The 21248-nt window shown below is 66.6% G+C and carries 22 protein-coding genes and 1 riboswitch; of the genes, 12 read left to right on the top strand and 10 right to left on the bottom strand.

From position 1 onward, the window contains the following. From VGI62_RS22210 to VGI62_RS22180, 7 genes are all read left to right on the top strand, one after another. Positions 1–397 (top strand): AraC family transcriptional regulator (locus tag VGI62_RS22210; protein ID WP_331506788.1); only part of this gene is annotated, 397 nt, incomplete at its 5' end. Between the two features lie 156 nt (positions 398–553). Next, the gene (locus VGI62_RS22205; protein ID WP_331506787.1) at positions 554–1396 is read left to right on the top strand and encodes an alpha/beta hydrolase; all 843 of its coding nucleotides are present in this window, start codon (positions 554–556) and stop codon (positions 1394–1396) included. Between the two features lie 164 nt (positions 1397–1560). Next, positions 1561–2307: an SDR family NAD(P)-dependent oxidoreductase gene (locus VGI62_RS22200; protein ID WP_331506786.1), complete on the top strand. Its 747-nt coding sequence runs from the start codon at positions 1561–1563 to the stop codon at positions 2305–2307. A 33-nt stretch (positions 2308–2340) separates the two neighbouring features. Next, positions 2341–2742, top strand: coding sequence for a nuclear transport factor 2 family protein (locus VGI62_RS22195; protein ID WP_331506785.1), 402 nt, complete (start codon positions 2341–2343; stop codon positions 2740–2742). 424 nt (positions 2743–3166) lie between these two features. Further along, complete coding sequence (gene crcB / locus VGI62_RS22190) at positions 3167–3565, top strand: fluoride efflux transporter CrcB (RefSeq protein WP_331506783.1); 399 nt, start codon at positions 3167–3169, stop codon at positions 3563–3565. 3 nt (positions 3566–3568) lie between these two features. Next, the gene (locus VGI62_RS22185) at positions 3569–3910 is read left to right on the top strand and encodes a DUF190 domain-containing protein (RefSeq protein ID WP_331506782.1); all 342 of its coding nucleotides are present in this window, start codon (positions 3569–3571) and stop codon (positions 3908–3910) included. A gap of 231 nt (positions 3911–4141) precedes the next feature. Continuing rightward, positions 4142–6316, top strand: a complete 2175-nt coding sequence (locus tag VGI62_RS22180) for a patatin-like phospholipase family protein (RefSeq protein ID WP_331506781.1) — start codon at positions 4142–4144, stop codon at positions 6314–6316. Between the two features lie 125 nt (positions 6317–6441). On the opposite strand, the gene VGI62_RS22175 is transcribed toward VGI62_RS22180, so the two are convergent. The 5 genes from VGI62_RS22175 to VGI62_RS22155 form a co-directional block, all read right to left on the bottom strand. Continuing rightward, entirely contained in the window at positions 6442–7221 is a 780-nt protein-coding gene (locus VGI62_RS22175) for an ABC transporter ATP-binding protein (protein ID WP_331506779.1), read from the bottom strand. Continuing rightward, positions 7218–8156 carry an iron ABC transporter permease gene (locus VGI62_RS22170; protein ID WP_331506778.1) on the bottom strand — a complete coding sequence of 313 codons (939 nt, stop codon included), beginning with the start codon at positions 8154–8156 and terminating at the stop codon, positions 7218–7220. The genes VGI62_RS22175 and VGI62_RS22170 overlap by 4 nt, the downstream gene beginning before the upstream one ends. Before the next feature lie 56 nt (positions 8157–8212). Next, the gene (locus tag VGI62_RS22165; protein WP_331506777.1) at positions 8213–9076 is read right to left on the bottom strand and encodes an ABC transporter substrate-binding protein; all 864 of its coding nucleotides are present in this window, start codon (positions 9074–9076) and stop codon (positions 8213–8215) included. A gap of 2 nt (positions 9077–9078) precedes the next feature. Further along, a complete protein-coding gene (locus tag VGI62_RS22160) occupies positions 9079–11046 on the bottom strand; it encodes a TonB-dependent receptor plug domain-containing protein (protein WP_331506776.1) in 1968 nt (655 codons plus the stop codon). Positions 11047–11235: 189 nt separating this feature from the next. Beyond that, positions 11236–11460, bottom strand: a riboswitch (cobalamin riboswitch). After that, positions 11457–11810, bottom strand: coding sequence for a hypothetical protein (locus VGI62_RS22155; RefSeq protein ID WP_331506775.1), 354 nt, complete (start codon positions 11808–11810; stop codon positions 11457–11459). Its footprint overlaps the riboswitch before it by 4 nt. Positions 11811–11949: 139 nt before the next feature. Here VGI62_RS22155 and VGI62_RS22150 point away from each other — a divergent pair, with 139 nt between their 5' ends. Then, the gene (locus VGI62_RS22150; protein WP_331506774.1) at positions 11950–12402 is read left to right on the top strand and encodes a hypothetical protein; all 453 of its coding nucleotides are present in this window, start codon (positions 11950–11952) and stop codon (positions 12400–12402) included. A 19-nt stretch (positions 12403–12421) separates the two neighbouring features. Here VGI62_RS22150 and VGI62_RS22145 read toward each other — a convergent pair whose 3' ends face one another. Then, positions 12422–12871: a DUF6152 family protein gene (locus VGI62_RS22145; protein ID WP_331506773.1), complete on the bottom strand. Its 450-nt coding sequence runs from the start codon at positions 12869–12871 to the stop codon at positions 12422–12424. Positions 12872–13159: 288 nt separating this feature from the next. Here VGI62_RS22145 and VGI62_RS22140 point away from each other — a divergent pair, with 288 nt between their 5' ends. Both VGI62_RS22140 and VGI62_RS22135 read left to right on the top strand, forming a co-directional pair. Then, positions 13160–13738, top strand: coding sequence for a TMEM175 family protein (locus VGI62_RS22140; RefSeq protein ID WP_331506772.1), 579 nt, complete (start codon positions 13160–13162; stop codon positions 13736–13738). A 118-nt stretch (positions 13739–13856) separates the two neighbouring features. Further along, entirely contained in the window at positions 13857–14570 is a 714-nt protein-coding gene (locus VGI62_RS22135; protein WP_331506771.1) for a M23 family metallopeptidase, read from the top strand. A 107-nt stretch (positions 14571–14677) separates the two neighbouring features. Here VGI62_RS22135 and VGI62_RS22130 read toward each other — a convergent pair whose 3' ends face one another. After that, positions 14678–14935 (bottom strand): GlsB/YeaQ/YmgE family stress response membrane protein, encoded by a 258-nt coding sequence (locus VGI62_RS22130; RefSeq protein WP_331506770.1) that lies wholly within the window; start codon positions 14933–14935, stop codon positions 14678–14680. Positions 14936–15113: 178 nt separating this feature from the next. Here VGI62_RS22130 and VGI62_RS22125 point away from each other — a divergent pair, with 178 nt between their 5' ends. Beyond that, entirely contained in the window at positions 15114–15428 is a 315-nt protein-coding gene (locus tag VGI62_RS22125; protein WP_331506769.1) for a glycine zipper 2TM domain-containing protein, read from the top strand. 158 nt (positions 15429–15586) lie between these two features. On the opposite strand, the gene VGI62_RS22120 is transcribed toward VGI62_RS22125, so the two are convergent. From VGI62_RS22120 to VGI62_RS22110, 3 genes are all read right to left on the bottom strand, one after another. Then, positions 15587–17188: a peptide ABC transporter substrate-binding protein gene (locus VGI62_RS22120; RefSeq protein ID WP_331506767.1), complete on the bottom strand. Its 1602-nt coding sequence runs from the start codon at positions 17186–17188 to the stop codon at positions 15587–15589. An 81-nt stretch (positions 17189–17269) separates the two neighbouring features. Then, positions 17270–17542 carry an usg protein gene (locus tag VGI62_RS22115; RefSeq protein ID WP_331506789.1) on the bottom strand — a complete coding sequence of 91 codons (273 nt, stop codon included), beginning with the start codon at positions 17540–17542 and terminating at the stop codon, positions 17270–17272. A 107-nt stretch (positions 17543–17649) separates the two neighbouring features. Beyond that, on the bottom strand, positions 17650–18024 hold the full coding sequence (locus VGI62_RS22110) for a hypothetical protein (protein WP_331506766.1): 375 nt from the start codon (positions 18022–18024) through the stop codon (positions 17650–17652). A 172-nt stretch (positions 18025–18196) separates the two neighbouring features. Between VGI62_RS22110 and VGI62_RS22105 the strand changes: the two genes are divergently transcribed. Next, positions 18197–21235, top strand: a complete 3039-nt coding sequence (locus VGI62_RS22105; protein WP_331506765.1) for a DUF2339 domain-containing protein — start codon at positions 18197–18199, stop codon at positions 21233–21235. The last annotated feature ends 13 nt before the right edge of the window (positions 21236–21248 follow it).

The following is a 21248-nucleotide window of genomic DNA, read 5'->3' as shown; positions in this document are numbered from 1 at the left end:
ACGCAGCTACACCAACGCGGTCGGGATCGAAGAGCGCTCGCTGGCCTCAACCGACGTTTCCGCCCTCGGCCGGGCGGTGGCCTACATCGAGGACCACCCCGACCGGTCCATCTCCTTGCGTGAACTGGCCGGCGCGGCGGGGCTGAGCCCCTTCCACTTCAGCCGGGTGTTCAAGCGTCATTTCGGCCAAACCCCGTCCCGCTATGTCGAACGCCGCCGCATCGAGGGCGCGAAGCCGTTGATTGTGGGCGCCCAGATGCCGCTGGCCGCAGTCGCCCAGGCCGTGGGTTTCGCCGATCAGAGTCACTTCACCCGCCGCTTCAGAGCCCACGAGGGCTGCACGCCGGCTCAGTTCGCGCGGGAACACGCCAAGGGCATCCTGCCTTCAGGCAAATAAAGCCTCGCCCAACCGCAAGAAGCGTCCAGGGGCCGCAAGGCCCGGCAAGCCACGCGGGAAATCGCACCTATCCTGACAGCCGACGGGGCCGAGGTCCCATGGCAAGGCCACCGGTCCCTGCCTCAGCCCCGCCCACCCGATGCAGAGGCGACAACCATGACGACCTACACGCACGAGACCGCCCCGACCCAGTTCGTCGACGCCAACGGCGCCCGCTTTGCCTATCGCCGCTTTGGCAAGGCCGGCGGCGTGCCGATCGTTTTCAACCAACACTTCCAGGGCACGCTTGACCACTGGGATCCGGCGGTGACCGACGGCTTGGCCAAGACACGCGAGGTTATCCTGTTCGACAATGCCGGCGTGGCCGCCAGCTCAGGCGTGACGCCTTCCAGCTTCCAGGAGATGGGGTCCAACGCCATCGCCTTCATCGGGGCGCTCCGCCTCAGCCAGGTGGATATCCTGGGCTTCTCCATCGGCGGCATGGTCGCCCAGGAGATCGCGCTCCAGGCGCCCGAAATGGTGCGAAAGCTGATCCTGGTGGGCACTGGTCCCCGCGGCGCGGACATGGAAACCAGCCAGTCGCAGGCGATCTTCGCCGGGACCTACCAGCCGGCCGAGCACCTGTGGCTCAAGGTGCATTTCTCGCCATCGCCGGCCAGTCAGGCCGCCGGTCTGGCCTTCCTGGAGCGCAAGCTGACCCGCCAGAATCGCGATCCGCTGGTGAGCCAGCAGACCATCGACGCCCAGATGGTGGCAATCGGCGAGTACATCGCCTACCGGGAGACCGAGGGTTACCTCGACTACCTGAAGACCATCCGTCAGCCGAGCCTGGTCGTGCAGGGCAGCAACGATGTGATCATCCCGACCTACAACTCCTATGTGCTGCAGCAGACCCTGCCGAATGCGACGCTGATCCTCTACCCGGACGCCAATCACGGGTCCTTCTACCAGTACCCGGAGCGGTTCGTGGCCGAGGCCATGCTGTTCCTGGACGGCTGAGCCTGCCGGCGCATGCCGTCGTCGCGGAGCGCTTCCCCTGAGAACTTGACTTTGAAAGGAGCCAGCCCACGCCCGACGCCTGGCGCGTTCGAGGCCGGTCCTCATTCCTCTGACATTCGGCGCGTTGGCGGGCCGTCGCCCGGGGCGCGACAAGGAGCACGATCATGAACAACTGCAATGGAAAGACCGCCCTCGTTACCGGCGCCTCGCGCGGCATCGGCCGCGCGGCCGCGCTGGCCCTCGCCGAAGCCGGCGCGCAGGTCCTGGTCCACTACGGCAAGAGCGCCACCGAGGCCGAAGCCGTGGTCGAGCAGATCAAGAGCGCGGGTGGCGAGGCCCGGGCCCTGGGCGCCGACCTCGCCCAATCGGATGGTCCCGCCGACCTGGCGCGGCAGGTGCGAGCCGTCGTCGGCGAGCGGCTGGACATCCTGATCGCCAACGCCGGCATCGCCAAGGCGGCGTCGATCGAGGACACTACCATCGAAGACTTCGACGCGCTGTTCGCGGTGAACGTCCGCGCCCCATTTTTCCTGGTTCAGCAACTGCTGCCGATCCTGGGCGAGGGGTCCAGCGTGGTCTTTACCTCGTCGCTCGCAGCGCACGCAGCGGTGGGAACCCTGGCGGCCTATGCCGCCACCAAAGGGGCGATCGACACCCTGGTGAAGCACTTCGCCGCCGTGCTCGGTCCGCGCGGCATCCGCGTCAACGCCGTGGCGCCGGGGGTTGTCGCCACCGACATGTCGAGCTTCGCCAAGACCGACGAGGGACGCCAATCGACGACGGCCATGCAGGCGCTGAAACGCGTCGCCCAGCCGGAGGACATCGCCGGGGCGATGGCCTTCCTCGCGTCGGACGCGGCACGCTGGGTGTCCGGCGATACACTGCGCGTGGACGGCGGCTCGAAGCTCTAACCCAAAGTTCGCCTGAAACAGGAGAGAGTTGCCATGACCAAGACCTCGCCCGAGCAGAACAAGGCGATAGTCCTCAAGGCGTTCGACACGCTTTTTAACCAGCGCGACTACGCCGCGGCCGAAAAGTTCTGGTCCGATCGCTACATCCAGCATAGCGCCCACATCGCTCCGGGACGGGAAGGCCTCTTCTCGCTGGTGCGCGGGGCTCCCGCGACGCTGCGCTATGAGAACCAGCTGATCCTGGCGGAGGGCGACTACCTCATTGCCTACGGCCGCTTCTCGGGCAACGGCCGTCCTGCCGCCTGGATCGCCGCCGACGTCGTTCGTTTCGAGGACGGCAAGCTCGCCGAGCACTGGGACGTGCTGCAGGACGAAGCGACCAAAGCTGAATCGGTCAGTGGCCTGCCGATGTTCGGCGATCGCTTCCCCGCCTGATTCCGTGTCGAGCCAGCGACCGGTCTCGAATGCCAGATTTTTGTGCGTGATAGGGCCAAGGGTGCGTCGTCTGGAGGACCGACCATGGCGGGAGATGGCAAGAGTGGCGCAGGCGCGGCGGATCGCACCTCGCATCGCGCCGAGAGCCAGTTGGCCCCGGCTAAGAGCTGCGAGCGCCCAGACGTGAGCCATGTCCACCGCTTCACTTGCCGCCGAAAGAGACCTCGGCCGGCTCGCCGTGTCACCTGAGGAGAAACGGGCTTGCTCCTCCCGACGGCGGAGACACGCACCCGCCGCGCCGAAGGTAAGAGTCTTCAGCCTAAGGGGGCTCCATCGCCGAAAGCTCGATTGAACCGACGCTAGCCAAACGCGCCACCTTGGGCAATCTGCCAGCCCTGCCGGGCGGCGACGGAGACTTGGAGCGGTGGTCACCTACTTCTGGATAGCTTTGGGCAGCGCGCTGGGTGGCATGGCTCGGTACGCCTGCTCCAACTTGGCCGTCGCCTGGTTGGGCCCAAGCTTTCCCTGGGGCACCTTGGCGATCAACGTGCTGGGCTCGTTCGTCATCGGCTTCTTCGCCACGCTGACCGGCCCGGACGGTCGACTGCTGGTCCCCGGCGACGCGCGCCAGTTCGTGATGGTCGGCCTGTGTGGCGGCTACACGACCTTCTCGTCGTTCAGCTATCAGACCTTGACGCTCGTGCAGGACGGCGAGATCGCGCGCGCCGGCCTGAACGTGGGAGGCTCCGTCGTGCTATGCCTGCTGTCCGTATGGCTGGGCTATGTGGCCGCCGCCGCCCTGAACGCCGTGAAGGGAAGCTGATCGATGCAAGCGCCGCAGTCGGCCATCCTCCTGCGCGTCTATACCGAAGAGGGCCGGCAAGACGCCCATCATCCGCTCCATGAGGCCATCGTCATGAAGGCGCGCGAGCTCGGGCTGGCCGGCGCGACGGTGCTGCGCGGCCCGATGGGTTTCGGAAAATCCCATGCGATCCATACGGCGAAGATCCTCGACCTGACGGCCAAGCTCCCGCTGGTGATCGAGATCGTCGACAGTGAAGACAAGGTCCAGCTTATGCTCAAGGCGCTCGATGGGATGCGCGACATTGGCTTGGTGACCACCGAGAAGGTCCAGGTCGTCCGGTACGGCGGCGACGCAAACCGGTGAGTCCGGGTCCTACCGCTCAGACATACGCGGGCTCGTTTCCGGGATCTCGCCTAGGCAGAATCCCGCAACCGTCTGGGTTGGACGCCTGATGCGGCGAGCGCGGGGCGCCGCCTAGGCTGAACGTAATCCGACGGCGCGCTGGGCGCGGCTGAGAGGGGTTGCGGGACGCAGATGCAAAGGGCGGGAGGAGGCGCGGCTGGCAGGCACCTTTCCGTCCTGGCGTGGGCGTTCGTGGCCTTGTTCCTGACGCTCTTCGCGCCGCCGATCCGGGCCCAGCCGGCCAATCCGCCTCACCGGCCCAAGCTGGCGCTTGTGCTCTCTGGCGGCGGGGCGATGGGGATCGCTCACGTAGGCGTCATCCAGACGCTGGAGCAGCTGGGCATCCGTCCGGATCTCGTCGTTGGGACGTCGATGGGTTCGGTTGTCGGAGGTCTCTACGCGTCGGGGATGAACGGTTCGGAGCTTGAGCGGGCCGTTGAGACATTGAACTGGGACCTGGTCTTCGACGCCACGCCGCCGCGCGGCGGCCTGACCTACCGGGAAAAGCAGCTGCAGGCCGCCTTCCCGGTGAAGGCCAGCGTTGGGGTCGTGGGGACATCGCTCCGCTCCCCGGACGCCCTGGTCTCGGACGCAAACCTCTTGCTCGAGCTGCGCCGGCTGTTGGGGGCGCGCGCCGCGTTTCCCACCTTCGATCAGCTGCCGATCCCCTTCCGGGCGGTCGCAACCAACATCGAGACCGGAGAGAAGGTGGTGCTGGATCGGGGCGACCTGGCCGGCGCCATGCGGGCGTCGATGTCCGTCCCAGGCGTGTTTGCGCCCTACCACCTGGACGGCAAGCTGCTGGTCGACGGCGGCATGGCCGACAACGTCCCGATCGACGTCGCCCGCAGCCTGGGCGCTGATGTGGTGATCGTGGTGGCCACGCAATCGCCGTTGGCTAAGGCGGACAAGCTCACGGGTGTCACGGACGTCCTGGGCCAGACGGTGACCATGCTGATCCTGACCAACGAGCGGCAGCAACTGGCCACGGTGAAGCCGACGGACGTGCTGATCAAAGTCGACACCGCACCGCTGACAGCGGTCGACTTCAAGAAAGGGGCGGCGCTGATAAAGGTCGGACGGGTGGCGGCGGAGAAGCAACTTGCGGACCTGCAGCGCATCGCCGCGACGCGGGAGCCTTCGCCGGCGGTCAGTATCGACAGGCCGCCGCCCCGGATCGATTACGTCAGGATCGAGAACGACTCCCGCATCGCAGACGAGATCCTGTTACGCCGGGTAGAGCCGTTCGTGGGCCATCCTCTGTCGCCCGACGAAGTGGGGATCGCCATGCGGGACATCTACGCAATGGGCGTGTTCTCCCGGGTGGACTACCGTATCGAGCAGAAGGACGGCCGCACGGGGCTGGTCGTCAACGCCCTCCAGCGTCCGGGCGACGCCAACCGCCTGCGGCCCGGCCTGACCATCGCCGGGGTGGGCAAAGGTCGCAATGAATTCGACATCTCGGCTGAATATCGGCTCACCCAGCTGGATAGCTTCGGTTCGGAGGCCCGCTTCGTAGGCGTCCTTGGCGATCGGAAGCTGTTCTCGGCGGAATACTTCAAGGTTCTGGACAGCCGCCAGCGCTGGTTCCTCGACCCGATGGTTTCCGTCCAAAGACGCCCGATACCGGTCTACGACGCCAGCGGTTTCCGGCTCGGCGAGTACGACGCGAGCTACGGACTGGCCACGCTAGCCTTCGGTCGCCAGTTCGGGACCTTGGGCGAGGTCCGCGTGGGCGTGGAGCGCGGCTCCGGCCAGGCGACGCTGCAGGAGGGCGCGATCACACCCCGAGACGTCGATCTGGACCTGGGCCGAATATTCGCAGCCGTCGCGGCTGACACTCTGGACAATCCTTTCTTCCCGACCCGGGGGATGCGGGCGCAGCTGGAGTGGGCGGACGGACTGAAATCGCTGGGCGCTTCAAGCGACTTCCAGACCGTGGAATTGAACGGCACTTACGCGATGAGTTCGGGCCGGCACGCTGTCGTCCTCAACCTCGCCGCGGGCGACGCCTACCAGGGCGTTTTGCCGATCCCTTCGCTGTTCACCCTGGGTGGGCCGTTCAGCTTCCCAGGCTATTCCGTGGACGAGCTGACAGGCGAGACCTTCGGCGTGGCGCGCGCCATGTACCGCTACAAACTGACTGACCATTCCGAGCGGCTGATCGGCATCCCGCTCTATGTCGGCGCGACCGCGGTCGTCGGGAACACCTGGGCGCGTCACGGCGACGCCAACTGGGGCGACCTGCGGTTCGGCGGCAACGTCTACCTGGGCGCCGACACCCTGATCGGGCCGGTGTTCTTCGCGCTTGGCGCGGCCGATCACGATCGCAAGGCGGTCTACTTCTTCGTCGGCAAGCCGTTCTAGCGCTGGGACCACGGCGCCTTCGGAGGCTAAGGTCTGAGGCCCTGGTCGCAAGCCATGCTATGCGATCCTTGCGGTTTCCACCCCGCCGGGGGCCGGGCCGCCGGCGCCCAGGGCCGTTTCCGCCATTATCCTGAAATCGGCCCCAGATAATCGACCAGCGCCTTTCGCCCGGAGCCGGTGATGCGGGCTTCCACGTCGAAGACGTCGCGCACCAACTCACGCGTCAGGGTTTCCGCCGTCGTCCCGTGGGCGGCGAGGCGCCCGCCCTTCATCGCCAGAATGTGGGTTGAGTAGCGCGCAGCCAGCGTCAGGTCGTGCAGGGCGGCTACGACCAGCTTGCCCTGGCCGGCCAATGTCTGCAGGCGCCGCATGGTGTCCAACGCATGGCGCGGATCGAGGCCCGCGGTCGGTTCGTCCACGATGAGGATCTTCGGGTCACCGATCAGGGCGCGGGCCAGCATGGCGCGGGCAAGCTCACCGCCGGAAAGCGTCGTCGCCGCTTGCTGCCGCTGATGCGCGAGGTCGCAGGCCTCGAGAGCCACGGTCAGGCGGGGTTCCAGGCCGCCCGGGAGACCGCCGAAGGCCGGGAGGTGTGGGGTGAGCCCCAAGGCCACAAGGCGTTCGACGGCGATCGGCCATTCGGCGCGGGGGTTCTGCGGCAAGTAGGCGCGGCGCCTGGCGAGCTCGCGGCGGCTGATGTCGGGCAAGGCAGCGCCATCGAGGGTTACCCCGCCGGTATCGGGTTTGACTAAGCCGGCCAGCACCGAGAGCAGGGTCGATTTGCCGGCGCCGTTCGCGCCGACCAGGGCCACGAACCCGCCGCCGGCCAGCTCGAAGGACACGTCATCGACGATCGCGCGGCCGCCACGGCGGACACCGACGTGGACTGCAACCAGCCGGCTCATGGCGCCAGCCTTCTCAGCCGCACGACCAGCCAGAAAAAGAACGGTGCGCCCAGGAGGCTGGTAAGCACGCCCAGGCGGAGCTCGGTGTTGGTGTGGATCACCCGTGTGCCAATGTCAGCAAGCAGCAGGAGGGTCGCGCCGAGCAAAGCCGACGGCAGCAGGGTGCGGCTCGGCTGATGGCCGACGAACGGCCGAACAAGATGCGGCGCTACGAGACCGATGAAACTTACCGAGCCGGTCACCGATGTCGCCGCCCCGACCGCCAGCCCGACCCCCAGCAACGCCAGGACGCGTGTGCGATCTACATGGATGCCCAGGCTCTGGGCCTGTACATCGCCAAGCGCGAGCGCATCGACGGCCCGGCCCATGGTCGCCAGAATTGCGATGCCCGCAGCGATGAAGGGCGCGGCCAGGAAGATGTGATCCCAGCTCCGCTCCGAGAGCGAGCCCAGCATCCAGACGCTCATCTCGTAGGCCGCATAGGGGCTGGGCGCAAAGTTCAGCGCCATGGCCAGAAAGGCGCTCATCAGACTCGACACCGCCGCGCCGGCCAGGATCAGCGTCAGGGTGCTGGTGCGCCCGAAGGCGAAGGTGAGGGCGCCTGCGGCCATGGCGCCCAGCAGCCCCAGGAGAGGTGTCGCCAGGCCGAAGGCGTGCGCAAGGCCGAAGTAGATCGAGATCACCGCGCCGAGCGCAGCCCCGTTCGAGACGCCCAGCAGCCCTGGCTCAGCGAGCGGATTGCGCAGCAGGCCCTGCAAGACCGCGCCGGACAGGCCGAGCGAGGCGCCGACCATGATAGCCAGGATCGCGCGCGGCAGGCGTAGCTCGGTCACGACCAGGCCGGCCAGGCTGTTCGGTTCGGCGACGCCGTGCAGAAGTTCGGCGGGGCTGATGTTCACCCGACCCAGAAACAGCGACACCGCCGCGGCCGCCAACAGCGCCAGGAAAGCCAGCCACGGCAGCGCGAGCGCCTGCAGGTTGGGGTTGGGCTTCAGCGGACCGGTCTCCGTTCGGGCAGTGCGTCCAACGCCCGGCGAAGTTCGCGCGCGGCGTCGGCCGACTGCGGCAGGCCGCAGGTGTGGGCGATGTCGTTGTAGGCGATGCGCCGGCCCGCGTAGAGCCGGCGGACGACACGGTGCTGGCCCTCGTCGCTGAGCAGCGACGGCTTGCCGAGCGTCGCGCCCCCGAACAGTAGCGCATCCGGGCGCGCTGCGAGCAGCTCCTCGACGCCGAAGCTCGTTTCGGCGCTTCCAGGTTGGGCTGCGATGTTCACGGCGCCAGCGGCGGTGATGATGGCGTCGGTCAGGCTGCCCTTGCCAGGCACCGCCGATCCGCCGCTCCAGGCGACAACGCGCAGCCGGCGCGTGGGCGGATGGGCGGCGAGCTCGGCAAGCGTGGCGTCCATCTGCCGGATCAGGGCGCTGGCGCGTCCGGGCTCGCCAACCGCCTCGCCGACCTGCCTAACCGTCTGGCGGATGTCTTCGAAGCTGTCGGCGTTCTTCACCTCGACGACCCTCGCGCCGACCCGCCGCGCCATGGCGCGGGTGAGCGGGGCGCCGAGCTGGCTGTCGAGGATCAGGTCCGGCTTCACCTGGACGACGTCCTCGGCGGAGCCGTGATTGAGCGCAATGCCGGCCTCGAGACCCGGAAACAGGGCGCGCGCTCCGTCCCGGGCCAGGAAGGTCACCGACGCGATCCTCGATTTCGGCGCGATCTGGAGCAGCAGCAGGTCGGTGCAGAGGTTTAATGACATGATCCGCCTCGGCGGCCCCGCCGCGGCTGTCGCAGGCCGGCCGGCGACTAGGATCGCGACGGCGGCCAGGGCCAGGACAGCGCGGCGGAGCGTTCGCCTCATCGTCAGAATCGCAGACGTACGCCGCCGTAAGCGGCCCGGCCCGGCGTCTGGAATCCGTAGACCTCCTCGTACTTCTCGTTCGTCAGGTTCTCCGCCCGGGCGAACAGCTCGACGGTGTCGTTGACCTTCACGGAGCCCGCCAGGTTGACCAGGGTGTAGGCCTTCAGCGTCACCGTGCGAGTCGGGAAGGCGGAGAAGTCGCTGTCGGTCATGTCGCCGTTATAGCGTACCGTGGCCGTGACGTAGGCTCGGTCGGCCGAGGCGTGCCAGGTCAGGTTGACGCTGCCGCTGTCCGGCGGCCGGCGAATCTCCTGAACGCCCTCCTGCTTGGCGTTCAGGTGGGTGTAGGCGACGTCCAGGTCGAAGGCGTCGGAGAGCCGGGCGTTCGCAAACAGCTCGACGCCCTTTTGCGTGGAGTCGGTGTCCTCGTTCCGCGTGGTGCTGCAGCTCGTCGGCGCGGGAAGGCCCGGCAGCGTGCAGAGCGCGATCGGAGCTCCAAAATCCGTGAAGATCTCGTCGCGCAGCACGGAGTCAAAGTAGGTCGCGCCCAGCCGCACCCGACCCGCGTCGAATCGAAGGTCTCCGCCGACTTCCCATCCTTCCGACCGTTCAGGTTTCAGGTTCGGGTCGCCCACGAAGGGGAAGGCCGAGGCGTTGAAGCCAAACAGTTCCGTCTGGCTCGGGGCCTTGATGCCCGAACCGGCCGCGGCCCGCAGGCGGACCATGTCGGTGACGTTGAAGAAGCCCTGCACCCGGTAGGTGGTGGCGTTATCGAAGTAGTCGTTCTCATCGTAGCGGACCGCCACGCCGACGCCGCCCCGGTCAGAGACGGTCAGGTCGTACTGGCCCACGAAGCCATTGTTCTCCACCGCGCGCTTGGTGGTGTCGGCGGCGAAGGCGCCGGGCGGATTGGTGTTCTGATAGGTCTCCCGCTCGTAGTCGTAAGCGCCCGTGAACTTTTGGGTCAGCTCGCCCCTATCGAGCCGGAAGGTGGTGGCGTAGGAAACCTTCAGCCGGGCGCCCTTGTCGCCGCCGGTGTGGACGAAGTCGGTCTCGTCGTCGCGCGTCGCATCGACGCCCTGGACCGACAGACTGTGGGTCCAGCGCCCGTCGAGCATGCTGTAGTCCGCGCCTAGGAAACCGTATCTGTTGACGGCGTCGGTCTTGCTGCCGGGGGAGTCTGTGGCGAAGCCCGGCGGGAGGAACGACTGACCGTTGGTGTCGGCATTGGTGTCGGTGACGCGAAACACCCCGCGCACCTTGAGCTGCGGCGTGACTTCATAGGCCAGCTTGGCAGAGGCTGTGAGCAGCTCCGAGCCGATGTTGCGACTGCCTCCCGGCGCCACAACGTAGCCGTCGGTGTTCTGGGCGCCGGCATTGAAGACATAGTCGAGGCCGTTCGAATACCCGGCGATGCGTCCCGCGCCGCCGTATGTGCCCATGGAGCCACCTTCGAGGCGCACCCGCATCCCAGGCATGTCGCGTCCGGTGGGCGTGATGTAGTTGATCACCCCGCCAATGGCGTCGGAACCGTAGATGGCGCTCTGCTGGCCCCGCAGCACCTCGACGCGCGCCACGTCGTCCGCCAGCAGCGTGGCCCAGTCGAATTCGCCAAAAAACGGATCCGAGGCCTTGATGCCGTCGATCAGCGACAGCACGTGGTTGCCCTCGGTGCCGCGGATGCGCACCTGGGTCAGGTTGCCCACCGCGCCCGTGCGGCTCACCGCGACGCCGGGGACGTCGCGCAGCACGTCGGAAACGATGCGGACCTGCCGTTCGTCGAACTGCTCGGCCGTGATCACCGTCACCGACGAGCCGATCTTGTCGGCCTCTACGCCGCTGGTGTCGCGGGTGCCCGTGACCAGGAGTTCATCGACATTGGCCGAATTCGCGGCATCGGCGGCGAGGGCCGCCATTGGGCTGGCGGCGATGATCGCCAGGATGCTGGCGCCTAAGAGATATTTGGGCATGAAAGCCCCCCGTTTGCTGGCGTCGAGACGTCAAGCGGGAAGCCTCCGGTGGGCGCTCGCCCTCAGGCCGACAGGCCGGCAGGCGCGGACGCAGTTGCGCCCCCGCCGGACCGGTCGAAGCGGCTTCCCACCGCTTGCTGTTCGTCGCTCAGACGGAGTTCCGCGCTTCGGATTCTCACTGATCCGACGCTCGAGCGACACGCACCGACCGGTTTCCTGGCTCGCGGGTCATAGCCTCATACGCGAACCTTCCCGGGCCAATCCGCCCAGTGGCTGGCAAGAGGAGCTGAACCTCCCGCCGATGCGTATGCGCTCACCGCTTACAGTTGCAGGGACAGCCGCAGATCGGACGCCTTGCGGCCTCCTACTGCGTTCCCGATTAAGCCCGAGGGCTTCGGCGCGCCTTGTCGTCACCCGCCATCTGGGCGGGCGATCACATCTGTTGATCCAGCTGTGACGGTCCTTCCTTTGGCGAGAGTTACGAGGATTGTCCAGCGCGCCGCGTCCGCCACTTCGACGGAAAAGGTGGGGCCTCGATTCGACTGATCCATGGTCATAACCGTCGTGGACCTGGGCTTGTCGTGATCTTGAGCGCTTCGAACAGGGGCGAGCGTGCGCTCCTGGGTCTGGGCCTGCAACCGCCCCAGGTTCCGCTGCAACCCCTCGGCCTCGGAAATGAGCGCACTGGCGGCTTGTAGGGGGGCGGTCGCCATCAGATCGTTGGTCGCGCCCCGCTCCCCCGATTCCATACCGGCGCTGTCCATGACGCGCCCGCCGCATTCGTGGACGTAACGATTGGTAACCTCGCGGCAACCGTAAACCGCCTTGCGGCGTAGCCGGCCCCCCGGCACGTTTGGTTTTCGCGGTCATGATGTCCGGGGAATACAGTTCAGGATGCCGTTAATGCCTCGCATGGTCCCAAGCGCCGCTGTCGCCCTTTTGCTGGCCGCGGGCGCGGCGATGGCCGCCGTGCAGCCCAACACTCCGACGCCGATGCCCAAAGTGCAGGAGCAGATGAAAACGATCGTCGACAAGACGTCGACGGACCTCTTCAACACCGCGGGCGAGGCCGACCCTGCCAATGGCGCTGATCAGAAGGTCCCTGACGCCGCCGGCTGGGCGCGGCTGCGGGCGGACGCCGACAAGCTCAAGGCCGTGGCCGAATGGATGCAGGATTCCAAGAACGGCAAGACGGGCGAAGCGAACTGGATGAGGGCCGCAAAGGCCATGTCCACGCACTCAGGCGCCGCCAGCAAGGCCGCCTCAGCTCACGACGCCAAGGCGCTCGCCCAGGCCGCCAATGACCTCTCCGACACCTGCACGGCGTGCCACAAGTTCTACAAGAAGCAGGACTGAGGCCCCTGGCGCCGAAGCGCTACTTCGGCATTTCGCTTGGGTCTGAGCCGTCTCGCGGCGCACCGGTGCCAGATGACCCCATGAATAGCTTGCGGCCGTCAGGGAAGGTGATGTCACGGCCGTTGGCTTTGCAGACCGGGGTGCAAGCCTTGTCCTTGGATTGGTAGCCGCGGACCACGATCTCGGTGCCGACTTTCAGCGAATTTCGGTCGATACCGGCGCGCAGCAGGGTGTTGGGCGTGCCGCCTTCCACCATCCACTCCTGCGGCTTGCCCTCGGGATCGACGACATCGAGGTGCACCCAGGCGTGGGGATTGATCCACTCGACCTTGGTGACCTTGCCGCGCAACAGAACTGGCGATTTGCCGTCAAATTCCGCGGCGAATGCGTGGTGTGCTGAGGCCTGCTCGACGCCCACCACCGCAGTGGCCGCTACCGCGGCCACGGCTAGAAATCTCAACCTGCGCATTCCCTGAATCTCACGGCTGTCACGTGCGCCCCAAGATAGTGCCGCGAGTTTTGTGGCTAAAATTCGGTTCGGCCAGGAGCAGGCAAGGCCTGCTGATCTCCCCTGTTTGGGCTTCGCTCGAAGGACGCCGCCCCAAAGGCGCCGGGCGTATGATCCGAGCCTCGGCTTCAGCAGGCCTTCGGCCAGCGGCCAGACCGATAAGGTCAAGACAAAGGTGTTCCGGTAGGAATCCTTCTGCGGCGCGCCTTAAGCTGACGCGGCGCCGAAAAAGGGCGCGGCGGAGTTATCATGGGCAAGGAACGGCTGACGGCGTTCAGCGACGGCGTGGTCGCGATCATCATCACCATCATGGTGCTGGAACTTAAGGTCCCGCGTGGCGTCTCCTTTGCGGACCTGGCGCCCATGCTGCCGGTCTTCCTCAGCTATGTGCTGAGCTTCATCTACGTCGGCATCTATTGGAACAATCACCATCACATGCTGCAGCTCGCGGGCTCGGTGACTGGGCCGATCCTGTGGGCTAACCTGCACCTGCTGTTCTGGCTTTCCGTCGTCCCGTTCGCGTCCGCCTGGATGGGGGAAAACCACCTCGCGGCGGCCCCGGTCGCGCTCTATGGCGCCGTGTTGGTCATGAACGCCGCCGCCTACACGATCCTCATGACCCTGCTCATTCGACATGAGGGCCCCGACTCGTCGCTCGCCAAGGCAATGGGGCGCGACCTCAAGGGCAAAATGTCACTGGCGATCTATGTGGCGGCCATCGCCCTCGCCTTTGTGCAGCCGATCATTTCGGTGGCGCTCTATGTGCTGGTCGCGATGATCTGGTTCATTCCCGACCGCCGCGTCGAGCGAACGATGAAGATTAGTTGAGATACAAGCGCTTCTATAGAAGCTTAGAATCTACCAAATGAGAACAAGCATCGCTGTTGCCACGTTCGCGCCAACGTGTCGCACGAACTTGCCGCGATAATCATCTATGTGACGCCGGATGAGCGTCAAAACCATTCTGAAAACCCGTCTCGATGGATTGCTCCGCAACAGGAAGATCACAACACGAAGCTCAACTGTCGCTGCGATGGCCTTCGCCGTGGCGACGATCTCGTTGGGCATCGCCGAGGCGGCTGCGCATGCAGTTGCGATCAACCGCAGCCTTATCGGCGAAGCGGTGGTGACGCCTGGTCCTTCGCCTGCGCCCGTCGAGATGCGTGAGCGGCTCGTCTGGGAAGGCGCCGATCTCGACGGCGACGGCCAGCCGGACCTCGCCAATCCCACCGGCCAGGCGCCGCGACAGACTGATGCCTATGGCGACGGTCGGTTTCACGCCCCCCGCGACGGCGGCGCGCGCGAGCACGAGGGCGTCGACTATGTGGCCACCCCCGGCCAGGTCGTCGAGGCGCCGATCTCCGGCTATGTCGCCAGGATCGGTTATGCCTACCCGGACGACACTCACCTTCGCTACGTCGTGATCGAAAATCCGGCCCTCCACCTCACGGCGAGGCTCTTCTACGTCGCCCCCGACGTCGCCGTGGGCGATACGGTCGCGGTCGGGCATCCGATCGGCCTGGCGCAATCCCTCCAGCGGCGCTACCGCGGGATCACCAATCACGTGCATCTCGAAGTGGCCAACGCCAAGGGCCGCAAATTGGATGCTGCGGACCTGATCGTGGCCCGCATGGAGACCGACCGGCTGGCTGCCGACTAGATCGTCCTTAAAAGCCGGCCATGTCTAAGCGGCGCACACGGAAAAAAGCCCCGTCCCGCGGACGGGGCTTCCTTTTCAGTGTCTTCCGCACCCCTAGATTCGTCCCGCTAGAGCGTGCGGCGGCCCACCAGGAGATGGTAGACAAACAGCACGACGACGGCGCCCAGGGTGGCGACGAGGATCGAGTAAAGGTTAAGGCCGGTGACGCCTGCCGCCCCGAAGCGGGTGAATAGGAAACCGCCGACGAACGCGCCGACGACGCCCAGCAGCAGATCCATCACGATGCCGCTACCGGTCTTGTTCACCAGCTTGCTGGCGATGAAGCCGGCGACGAGCCCCAGAACGATCCAAGCGAGAATTGACATAGTTTCCTCCAGTGTCCGGCGCGGAACGCAGCTCCCCAGGGCCGGGCACCTTAACAAGGCCCCCAACTGGCATTCGGTTCCGTTCCGGCAGGGGCGCGACAACTTCTTGGGCTTGCGCAACCTTCGCTGTAGTAGCGAGTTTAGCAGCGGGGCGTGTCTGCAGCCCTAAGGAGATATCGTGCGCAAGAAGCTATCAATCACCGCAACCCTGGTGTGCTCGGCGCTGGCCGTCGCCACCACCTCAGTGCCGGTTGCCGCCCAGGCCCAGCCCCACCACAAGGAGTACGTCTGCAGGGACGTGAGCTCGCGCGGGGCCCGTAACACAGGCACCGCCGTTGGCGCCGTAACCGGCGGCCTGCTGGGCAATGCGCTTTCACATGGCGGCGGTAAGACAGGCGGCACTCTTCTCGGCGCCGGCGTCGGCGCTGTGGCGGGCCACCAGATCGCCAAGCACAACAGCACTCACCGAGAGTGCCACTACGAGTACCGCTAGGCCCTGGTCTTACTCTGTCGGCTGGTGGGCTGAGCTTGAGGTTCGCCTGATCGCATGACGCGCCGGCGCAGCGCCATCCGGATTCATTCACCTGCTTGCGCCCCGATGGATCCCGGAGTCCGCCCGCCAAAGGGCCGGCGAACTTCGGGATCGGGGCGCTAGGGTTTGATGCACAACCACCGGGCGCGGTGGAAATTCTCCGAATTCGCCACCCAGCCGGTGATCTTCGGGTTCACGATATTTCGGTTCACAACGAAATATATCGGAATCATACCCTCGTCATCGAGCATGGTCTGCTCGGCGCGCGCCAGGAGTTCCGCCCGCTTTGCGTCGTCGGGCTCAGCATCGGCCTTTGCCAGCAGGGCGTCGTAGGCGGCGCTGCGGTAGTCGCCGTAGTTCTGCGCCCCGGTGTCGGATTTGAGCAGGCCCAGGAACGTCATGGGATCGTTGAAGTCGGCATACCAACTCATGGTGCCGACCTGGAAGTCGCGGTTGCGGTAGGCGGCGAAGGCGATCGAAGTGTCGTTTTGAGCAATCGTCGCTTCGACGCCTATGGCGCGCCAATCGGCCTGCACGGCCTCGGTCAGCAAAAGGGCGTCGCTGGCGTTCTGCGTCTTTATCTCCAGCTTCAGCGGATGTTTGGCGCTGAAGCCGGCCTGCGCCAGCAACGCCTTGGCCTCAACCTGCCGCTCGGCGAAGGGCTCGCGAGCCCAGACGAGCCTCGCGCCTTGCGCGTAGTGGGCGGTTCCGGGCGGCACGAAGCTGTACGCCGGCGCCTGTCCGGCGCGCAGCAGCTTTGTGGTGATGAAGTCGCGGTCTATCCCCTCCGAGAGCGCGCGCCGCACCCGCTTGTCCTGCAAGGGCCCTCGGTCATGGGTGTTGAACACCATGTAGGAGGTGGCCAGCGACATGTGAGGCCGGGCGTACCCCGGCATCGCCTGGTCCATCCGTTTCAGCCGGTTCGTGAGGAAGTTGGTGTTTATGTCGAGTTCGCCGCGCTGCACGCGCCGCTCGGCCGAGACCAGGTCCGGCGTCGGATAGTAGTTGATCCTGTCGACGCAGACGTCGGCGGCGTCCCAGAAGCGCGGGTTCTTGGCCACCTGGATCTTGTCGCCCAAGCTCCAGGACACCAGGCTGAAGGGACCGTTGCCGACGAACCGCCCCGGCTGCACCCAGTCATCGCCGTATTTTTCGATCACATGTTTAGGAACCGGGAAGAAGCTCTGGTGCTTGGCGAGCTCTGGCATGTAGGGCGCGGGGTGTTCCAGCGTCAGCTGCAGGGTGTGAGGGTCCAACGCCCGGGCGCCTAGGGTCTCGGGCGAGGCCTTCCCCTCGTTCACGGCCTCGCCGTTCTTCAGGAGGTAGACCAGGTAGGCGTAGATCGACGCGGTCTTCGGATCGAGGATTCGCCTGTAGGCGTAGACAAAGTCGTCGGCGGTCACCGGAACCCCGTCTGACCACCGGGCGTCGCGCAGATGGAAGGTCCAGGTCAGGCCGTCCTTGCTGGTCTCCCAGGACGTCGCCATGGCGGGAGCCGGGCTCCCGTCCGGCGCGTCGGTCGTCAGGCCGACGATCAAGTCCCCGATGATCGTGAACTCGTCGACCAGGTTCGACTTCTGCGGGTCGAGCGTCAGCGGTTCGGAGTTGTTGCCATACTCAAGACAGACCTTGCCGGAAGGGCACGTGGGCCGATGGACCTTGTCCTGGCACCCGGCCAGGGCCGCGGCGGAGATCAGGACGGCGAGCAGCGGCTTGCGCAAGAAGGGGCGACTCCAAGTGGGGCAAGCGCAATCACTCCCTTGCCGGACGGGAAAAGTCGAGACGGCTACCCGCAAGCGCCCTCAGTGAAGGTAGAATTCTCCGCCCAACGCGCGAAGCTCCGCCGGCTTGATCAGCCGGCAATGGCCGACGGTCACCTTGAACAATGGCCCATCCAGGGTCCGGCTCCAGAAGTCCAGGAACCGCCGCAGCGCAGGGAACTCGGGGAAGAGATCGTATTCCTGCCAGATGTAGCTCTGCAGGAGAGCCGGATGATCGGGCATCCGGTAGAGAATTTCGGCAGTGGTCAGGCTGTAGCCCGCGAGCTGCCTGCGGAACTCAGGTGACGCCTTCATCGTCAAGGCCTCGACTTTCTATTCGCCCCGACACCAAGTTAAGCCTGATTCCTAAATAAAGGTTCCTAAAAATCAGTGCCTTAGCACTCGCCGAGAGCGACTGCTGCTCAAGGCTTGGGCGTGAGCCTCACCGGCGTCGCCGGCTCGATCGGTGTCCAGCCGCGCGCAGCGATCACGTCGTTGCTTTCCCTGGCCTCACGACCGGGATCCAGAGACCAGGTGATGTGAAAGGTCCCGCCGTCCGGCCGCGAGATGGCGCCATCGATCCGCACGACCATCGCCTGCACCCCCGCCCCGTCGTCCGCCTGACCGACGATCTCGGCTGAAACTCCGGCGGGTGGCTCAGCCGTTGCATCGCCGAACTTCAGCGTAACGTGGTGCGCCACAATCGTTGCGTAGCGTGGCGGGAATTTCTCAAGCAACGCTGCCCTGTGCTCAGGTTCGACAAGCCAGCCGGTAAAGAATGAGGTTGGGTCGGCCATCGTCGTTCCCGTCCAGACGGCGAGCCATTGAACCTTAGCCTTGGTCCAGACGGCCGCGCTTCCAAGACCGATGGGCCACTGCCTGCGGTCGAATCGAGCTTGGTCCTCGCGTCACCGGCGCGCTACGCTTCTCAGTTGGCTACCGGGGGGTGGCGTAGCAGATGGCGCCAAAATGATCTGGCTCGTGGTTCTCGGCCTCGTCGTGGGCGTCTTATGGCTCTACGGGCAGACCAGCGAACTGAAGACGCGCCTGGCGCGGGCGGAGCGTCGCCTCGGCTCTCTTGAAGCGCACCTCGAAGATGGCGTTACCGGCGAGGCTCGCCCTGCGCAGCCCCAGCAGCGCGCGAGGTCCGCTGCGACATCAGCTGCATCCATCGTGACGCCTACGATCCCGGAAGCGAGGGCTTCGGCCCTGGCGACTCGGACGGAGGCGACGTCGACCTTCGCATCAAAGGTCATGGCCCGGAACCCGCCGCGAGGACCGACCCGCGAGCAGGTCGCCGCCTGGCTGTCGGAGAACGGATTGGCCTGGCTGGGGGGCGGAGTCCTCGGGCTAGGCGGAATATTCATGGTCGCTTACGCGGCCCAGCGCGGCCTCTTCACGCCGCCGTTCAGGATCGCCTCGGCGGTGGCGCTCGGCATTGTTCTGGTCGGTGTCGGGGAGTGGCTGGGAGCCCAGGCCAAGCGCGTGGCCGGCGGTCACGCCTTGGCCGCTGCTGCAGCGGCCGGAGCCGGCGCCACGACGATCTACGCCGCTGTCTGGGCGGCCTACTGGCTCTACGGCTTTGTTGGCCTGGGCGCGGCGGGGGTGCTGCTGGGCGTCGTGGCTCTTGGCCTGCTGGCGCTATCGCTACGCCACGGTGAGCCGCTGGCGGTGGTGGCGATCGCCGGAGGACTGCTCGGCCCCGCCATCACCGGTCCGCAGCATTGGGACGCTCCGGCGCTGACCGGTTACCTGTCGCTGGTCGTGATCACCGGCTATGGCGTGGCGGGCGCGCGCCGCTGGGGCGCCACGGCAATCGCAACCCTGGCCGGCGCAGTGCTCTGGGCGATCGCGGGTTATGCAGCCGAAGGCTACGTGCGTGTCGTCGCCTTGGCCATCGGGCCGCTGGCACTGGCCATCGCAGCTGCCGAGTGGCGGCTGCGCAAAAGCGACGCTCCAGCGAAACCGGACAGTTTCAGCCGCTCTCCTGCAGCTTCGTTAGTGGCCGCAGCTTTCCTCCTCGCGGGCCTCTGGACCCTTCGGCTGGCCGGGCCGGACCTTGCCACGCTCGCCGTGGGCCAGGGCGCCTTGCTGATCCTGGCCGTGCTCGGCGTCCGCCGCGGCGTTGTTCCGCCCTACCTGCAATTGGCGGCCTATTTGTCGACGGCCGTCGTGTCCGTCGCGTTCCTCTACCACCCGCCCACCGTGCATCTGGAACTGTGGGCCGCGGCCCTTGCGGTGTGCGCGGCGGCATGCGGCCTATCGGCGGCCTTCGGCGGCAGAAACCAGGCGGAAGGCCTCTACGCCAGCGGCGGCGCGGCAGTGGCGCTGCTCCTCTGCCTCATCCTTCGCGGTCCGTTGGCGACGCAGGCGCCTTGGGTGGCTCCCGCCGGCGGCGCGCTCCTCCTGGGCGTCTGCAGTGTTCTGCTCGGGCGGCGCCTCGAAGACCCACGCCGCAGCGTCCCTCTGGCCCTATGGATCTGGGCCGGAACAGCGGCGCTGCTCATGATGTTGCGCATCCAAAGTCCCGTGCAAATCCTGCCGCTGGCGGTCGCGGTGACGGCGCCGGTCTTTGCGGTGCTGCATGTTCGCATCGGTTGGCGAGGCCTTGCCGGCGCGGCGATCGCTGGAGGATTGGCCAGCCTCGCGGCGTTGCTCAATCCAGACCTGTTGCGCCCCGTCTTCGCCAGTCACGCCTGGCCGGTCGCGATGGTTGCGGTGGCGGCCGCTTCAGCAGGGGTCGTGGCCGGGTCTTCCCGCCTGATCCGCGAGCGCGACGCAAAAGCGCCCGCAGCGGACTCGCTGGGGACGGCGGCCATCCTCATCGCCCTGACGGGCGTCATGCTGCTGCTTCGTTTCTGGGGTTCGCAAGGCGCGGGCGGCTGGCGGCTGGATCCGTTCGCCGAAGCCGGCTTGCGGACGATCAGCATTGTCGCCGCCGGGGTCCTGAGCGCGATGGCCGTGCGCGACGACTCCCACCCCATCTCGCGTTGGCGCGGGCACGTCCTGCTGGCGCTGGGGCTAGCCCACGCCATGCTGTTCCAGGTGCTCATCTTCGACCCGCTCTGGGCCTGGTGGACGCCGGCGGTCAGCGGTCCGCCGCTGGTCGACAGCCTCGGGCTCGGGTTCCTGGGGCCGGCCCTGTTCTTCGCCGTAGCGGCTTCGCGGCGTGTGACGACCGAGCGGCGGTTGACGGGCCTCTATGCCGCAGCGGCGTTTGGCCTGGGTCTTTTGTGGGCCGTCCTGGAAATTCGGCGACTTTTCCAGAGCGCCGGTCTGCACCTGGGCGCTGACCTGGTCGGACGCGCGGAGGCGGCATCCTATGCGCTCCTTGGTCTCGTGGCCGCCCGCGCCCTCTTTGCGGCGGCCACCCGCTCGGAGCGCCATGGATGGGGGCTGGGCGAGGTCGCTGGCGCCGTGCGCCGTCTGGCCCACGGGGTTGGCTGGCTGGCCGTGACCGCCGCGGTGCTTGTCTACGGCGACCTGGCGAGCCCGTGGTGGGGCCCGATCACCCGACCGCTGGCGAGCCAGGCGAATGCGGGCCTGCTGTTTGCGCTCTATGCGGCGGGCGCCGCCATGACGCTTTGGCTCGTTCACGCAGACGAAGACCCGCCGTCCAAGCTTCTGGCGCGCGCCAGCAAATTGGCGGCGGTCCTCATCATATTCGCGCTGGTGACCCTCCTCGTCCGATGGGGTTTCCGCGGTCTCGACATGCGGCCTGTCATGCAAAAGGCCAGCCTCGAGACCTGGGCGTTTTCGGCGATCTGGGGACTGTACGGCTTCGGCCTTTTGATATTCGCCACCGCGCGCCGCGAGGCGGACCTAAGGTGGGCCGCCCTGACAGTGCTTATCGGAACCACGGCCAAGGTGTTTCTGTTCGACATGGCGCAACTTGATGGCGTGGTCCGCGCCGGCTCGTTCCTGGCGGTAGGGGCTTTGCTGCTCGGCGCCGCGGTGATCGCGCGGCGGCTATCAGCGGAAAGGCCGTCGACAAGTCAGCCTGTGTAGGTCGGGTCCATCG

Source organism: Phenylobacterium sp. (genome assembly GCF_036495085.1).
Classification (GTDB): Bacteria; Pseudomonadota; Alphaproteobacteria; order Caulobacterales; family Caulobacteraceae; genus Phenylobacterium.
This window is presented reverse-complemented; position numbering and strand designations above follow the sequence as displayed.

Coding starts and splice junctions, on each gene's coding strand:
- VGI62_RS22140 (WP_331506772.1), top strand. CDS start 13,160: ATGGGCAAGGAACGGCTGACGGCGTTCAGCGACGGCGTGGTCGCGATC.
- VGI62_RS22205 (WP_331506787.1), top strand. CDS start 554: ATGACGACCTACACGCACGAGACCGCCCCGACCCAGTTCGTCGACGCC.
- VGI62_RS22155 (WP_331506775.1), bottom strand. CDS start 11,810: ATGGACAGCGCCGGTATGGAATCGGGGGAGCGGGGCGCGACCAACGAT.
- VGI62_RS22160 (WP_331506776.1), bottom strand. CDS start 11,046: ATGCCCAAATATCTCTTAGGCGCCAGCATCCTGGCGATCATCGCCGCC.
- VGI62_RS22145 (WP_331506773.1), bottom strand. CDS start 12,871: ATGCGCAGGTTGAGATTTCTAGCCGTGGCCGCGGTAGCGGCCACTGCG.
- VGI62_RS22175 (WP_331506779.1), bottom strand. CDS start 7,221: ATGAGCCGGCTGGTTGCAGTCCACGTCGGTGTCCGCCGTGGCGGCCGC.
- VGI62_RS22150 (WP_331506774.1), top strand. CDS start 11,950: ATGCCTCGCATGGTCCCAAGCGCCGCTGTCGCCCTTTTGCTGGCCGCG.
- VGI62_RS22110 (WP_331506766.1), bottom strand. CDS start 18,024: ATGGCCGACCCAACCTCATTCTTTACCGGCTGGCTTGTCGAACCTGAG.
- VGI62_RS22185 (WP_331506782.1), top strand. CDS start 3,569: ATGCAAGCGCCGCAGTCGGCCATCCTCCTGCGCGTCTATACCGAAGAG.
- VGI62_RS22105 (WP_331506765.1), top strand. CDS start 18,197: ATGATCTGGCTCGTGGTTCTCGGCCTCGTCGTGGGCGTCTTATGGCTC.
- VGI62_RS22135 (WP_331506771.1), top strand. CDS start 13,857: ATGAGCGTCAAAACCATTCTGAAAACCCGTCTCGATGGATTGCTCCGC.
- VGI62_RS22200 (WP_331506786.1), top strand. CDS start 1,561: ATGAACAACTGCAATGGAAAGACCGCCCTCGTTACCGGCGCCTCGCGC.
- VGI62_RS22130 (WP_331506770.1), bottom strand. CDS start 14,935: ATGTCAATTCTCGCTTGGATCGTTCTGGGGCTCGTCGCCGGCTTCATC.
- VGI62_RS22195 (WP_331506785.1), top strand. CDS start 2,341: ATGACCAAGACCTCGCCCGAGCAGAACAAGGCGATAGTCCTCAAGGCG.
- VGI62_RS22115 (WP_331506789.1), bottom strand. CDS start 17,542: ATGAAGGCGTCACCTGAGTTCCGCAGGCAGCTCGCGGGCTACAGCCTG.
- VGI62_RS22165 (WP_331506777.1), bottom strand. CDS start 9,076: ATGAGGCGAACGCTCCGCCGCGCTGTCCTGGCCCTGGCCGCCGTCGCG.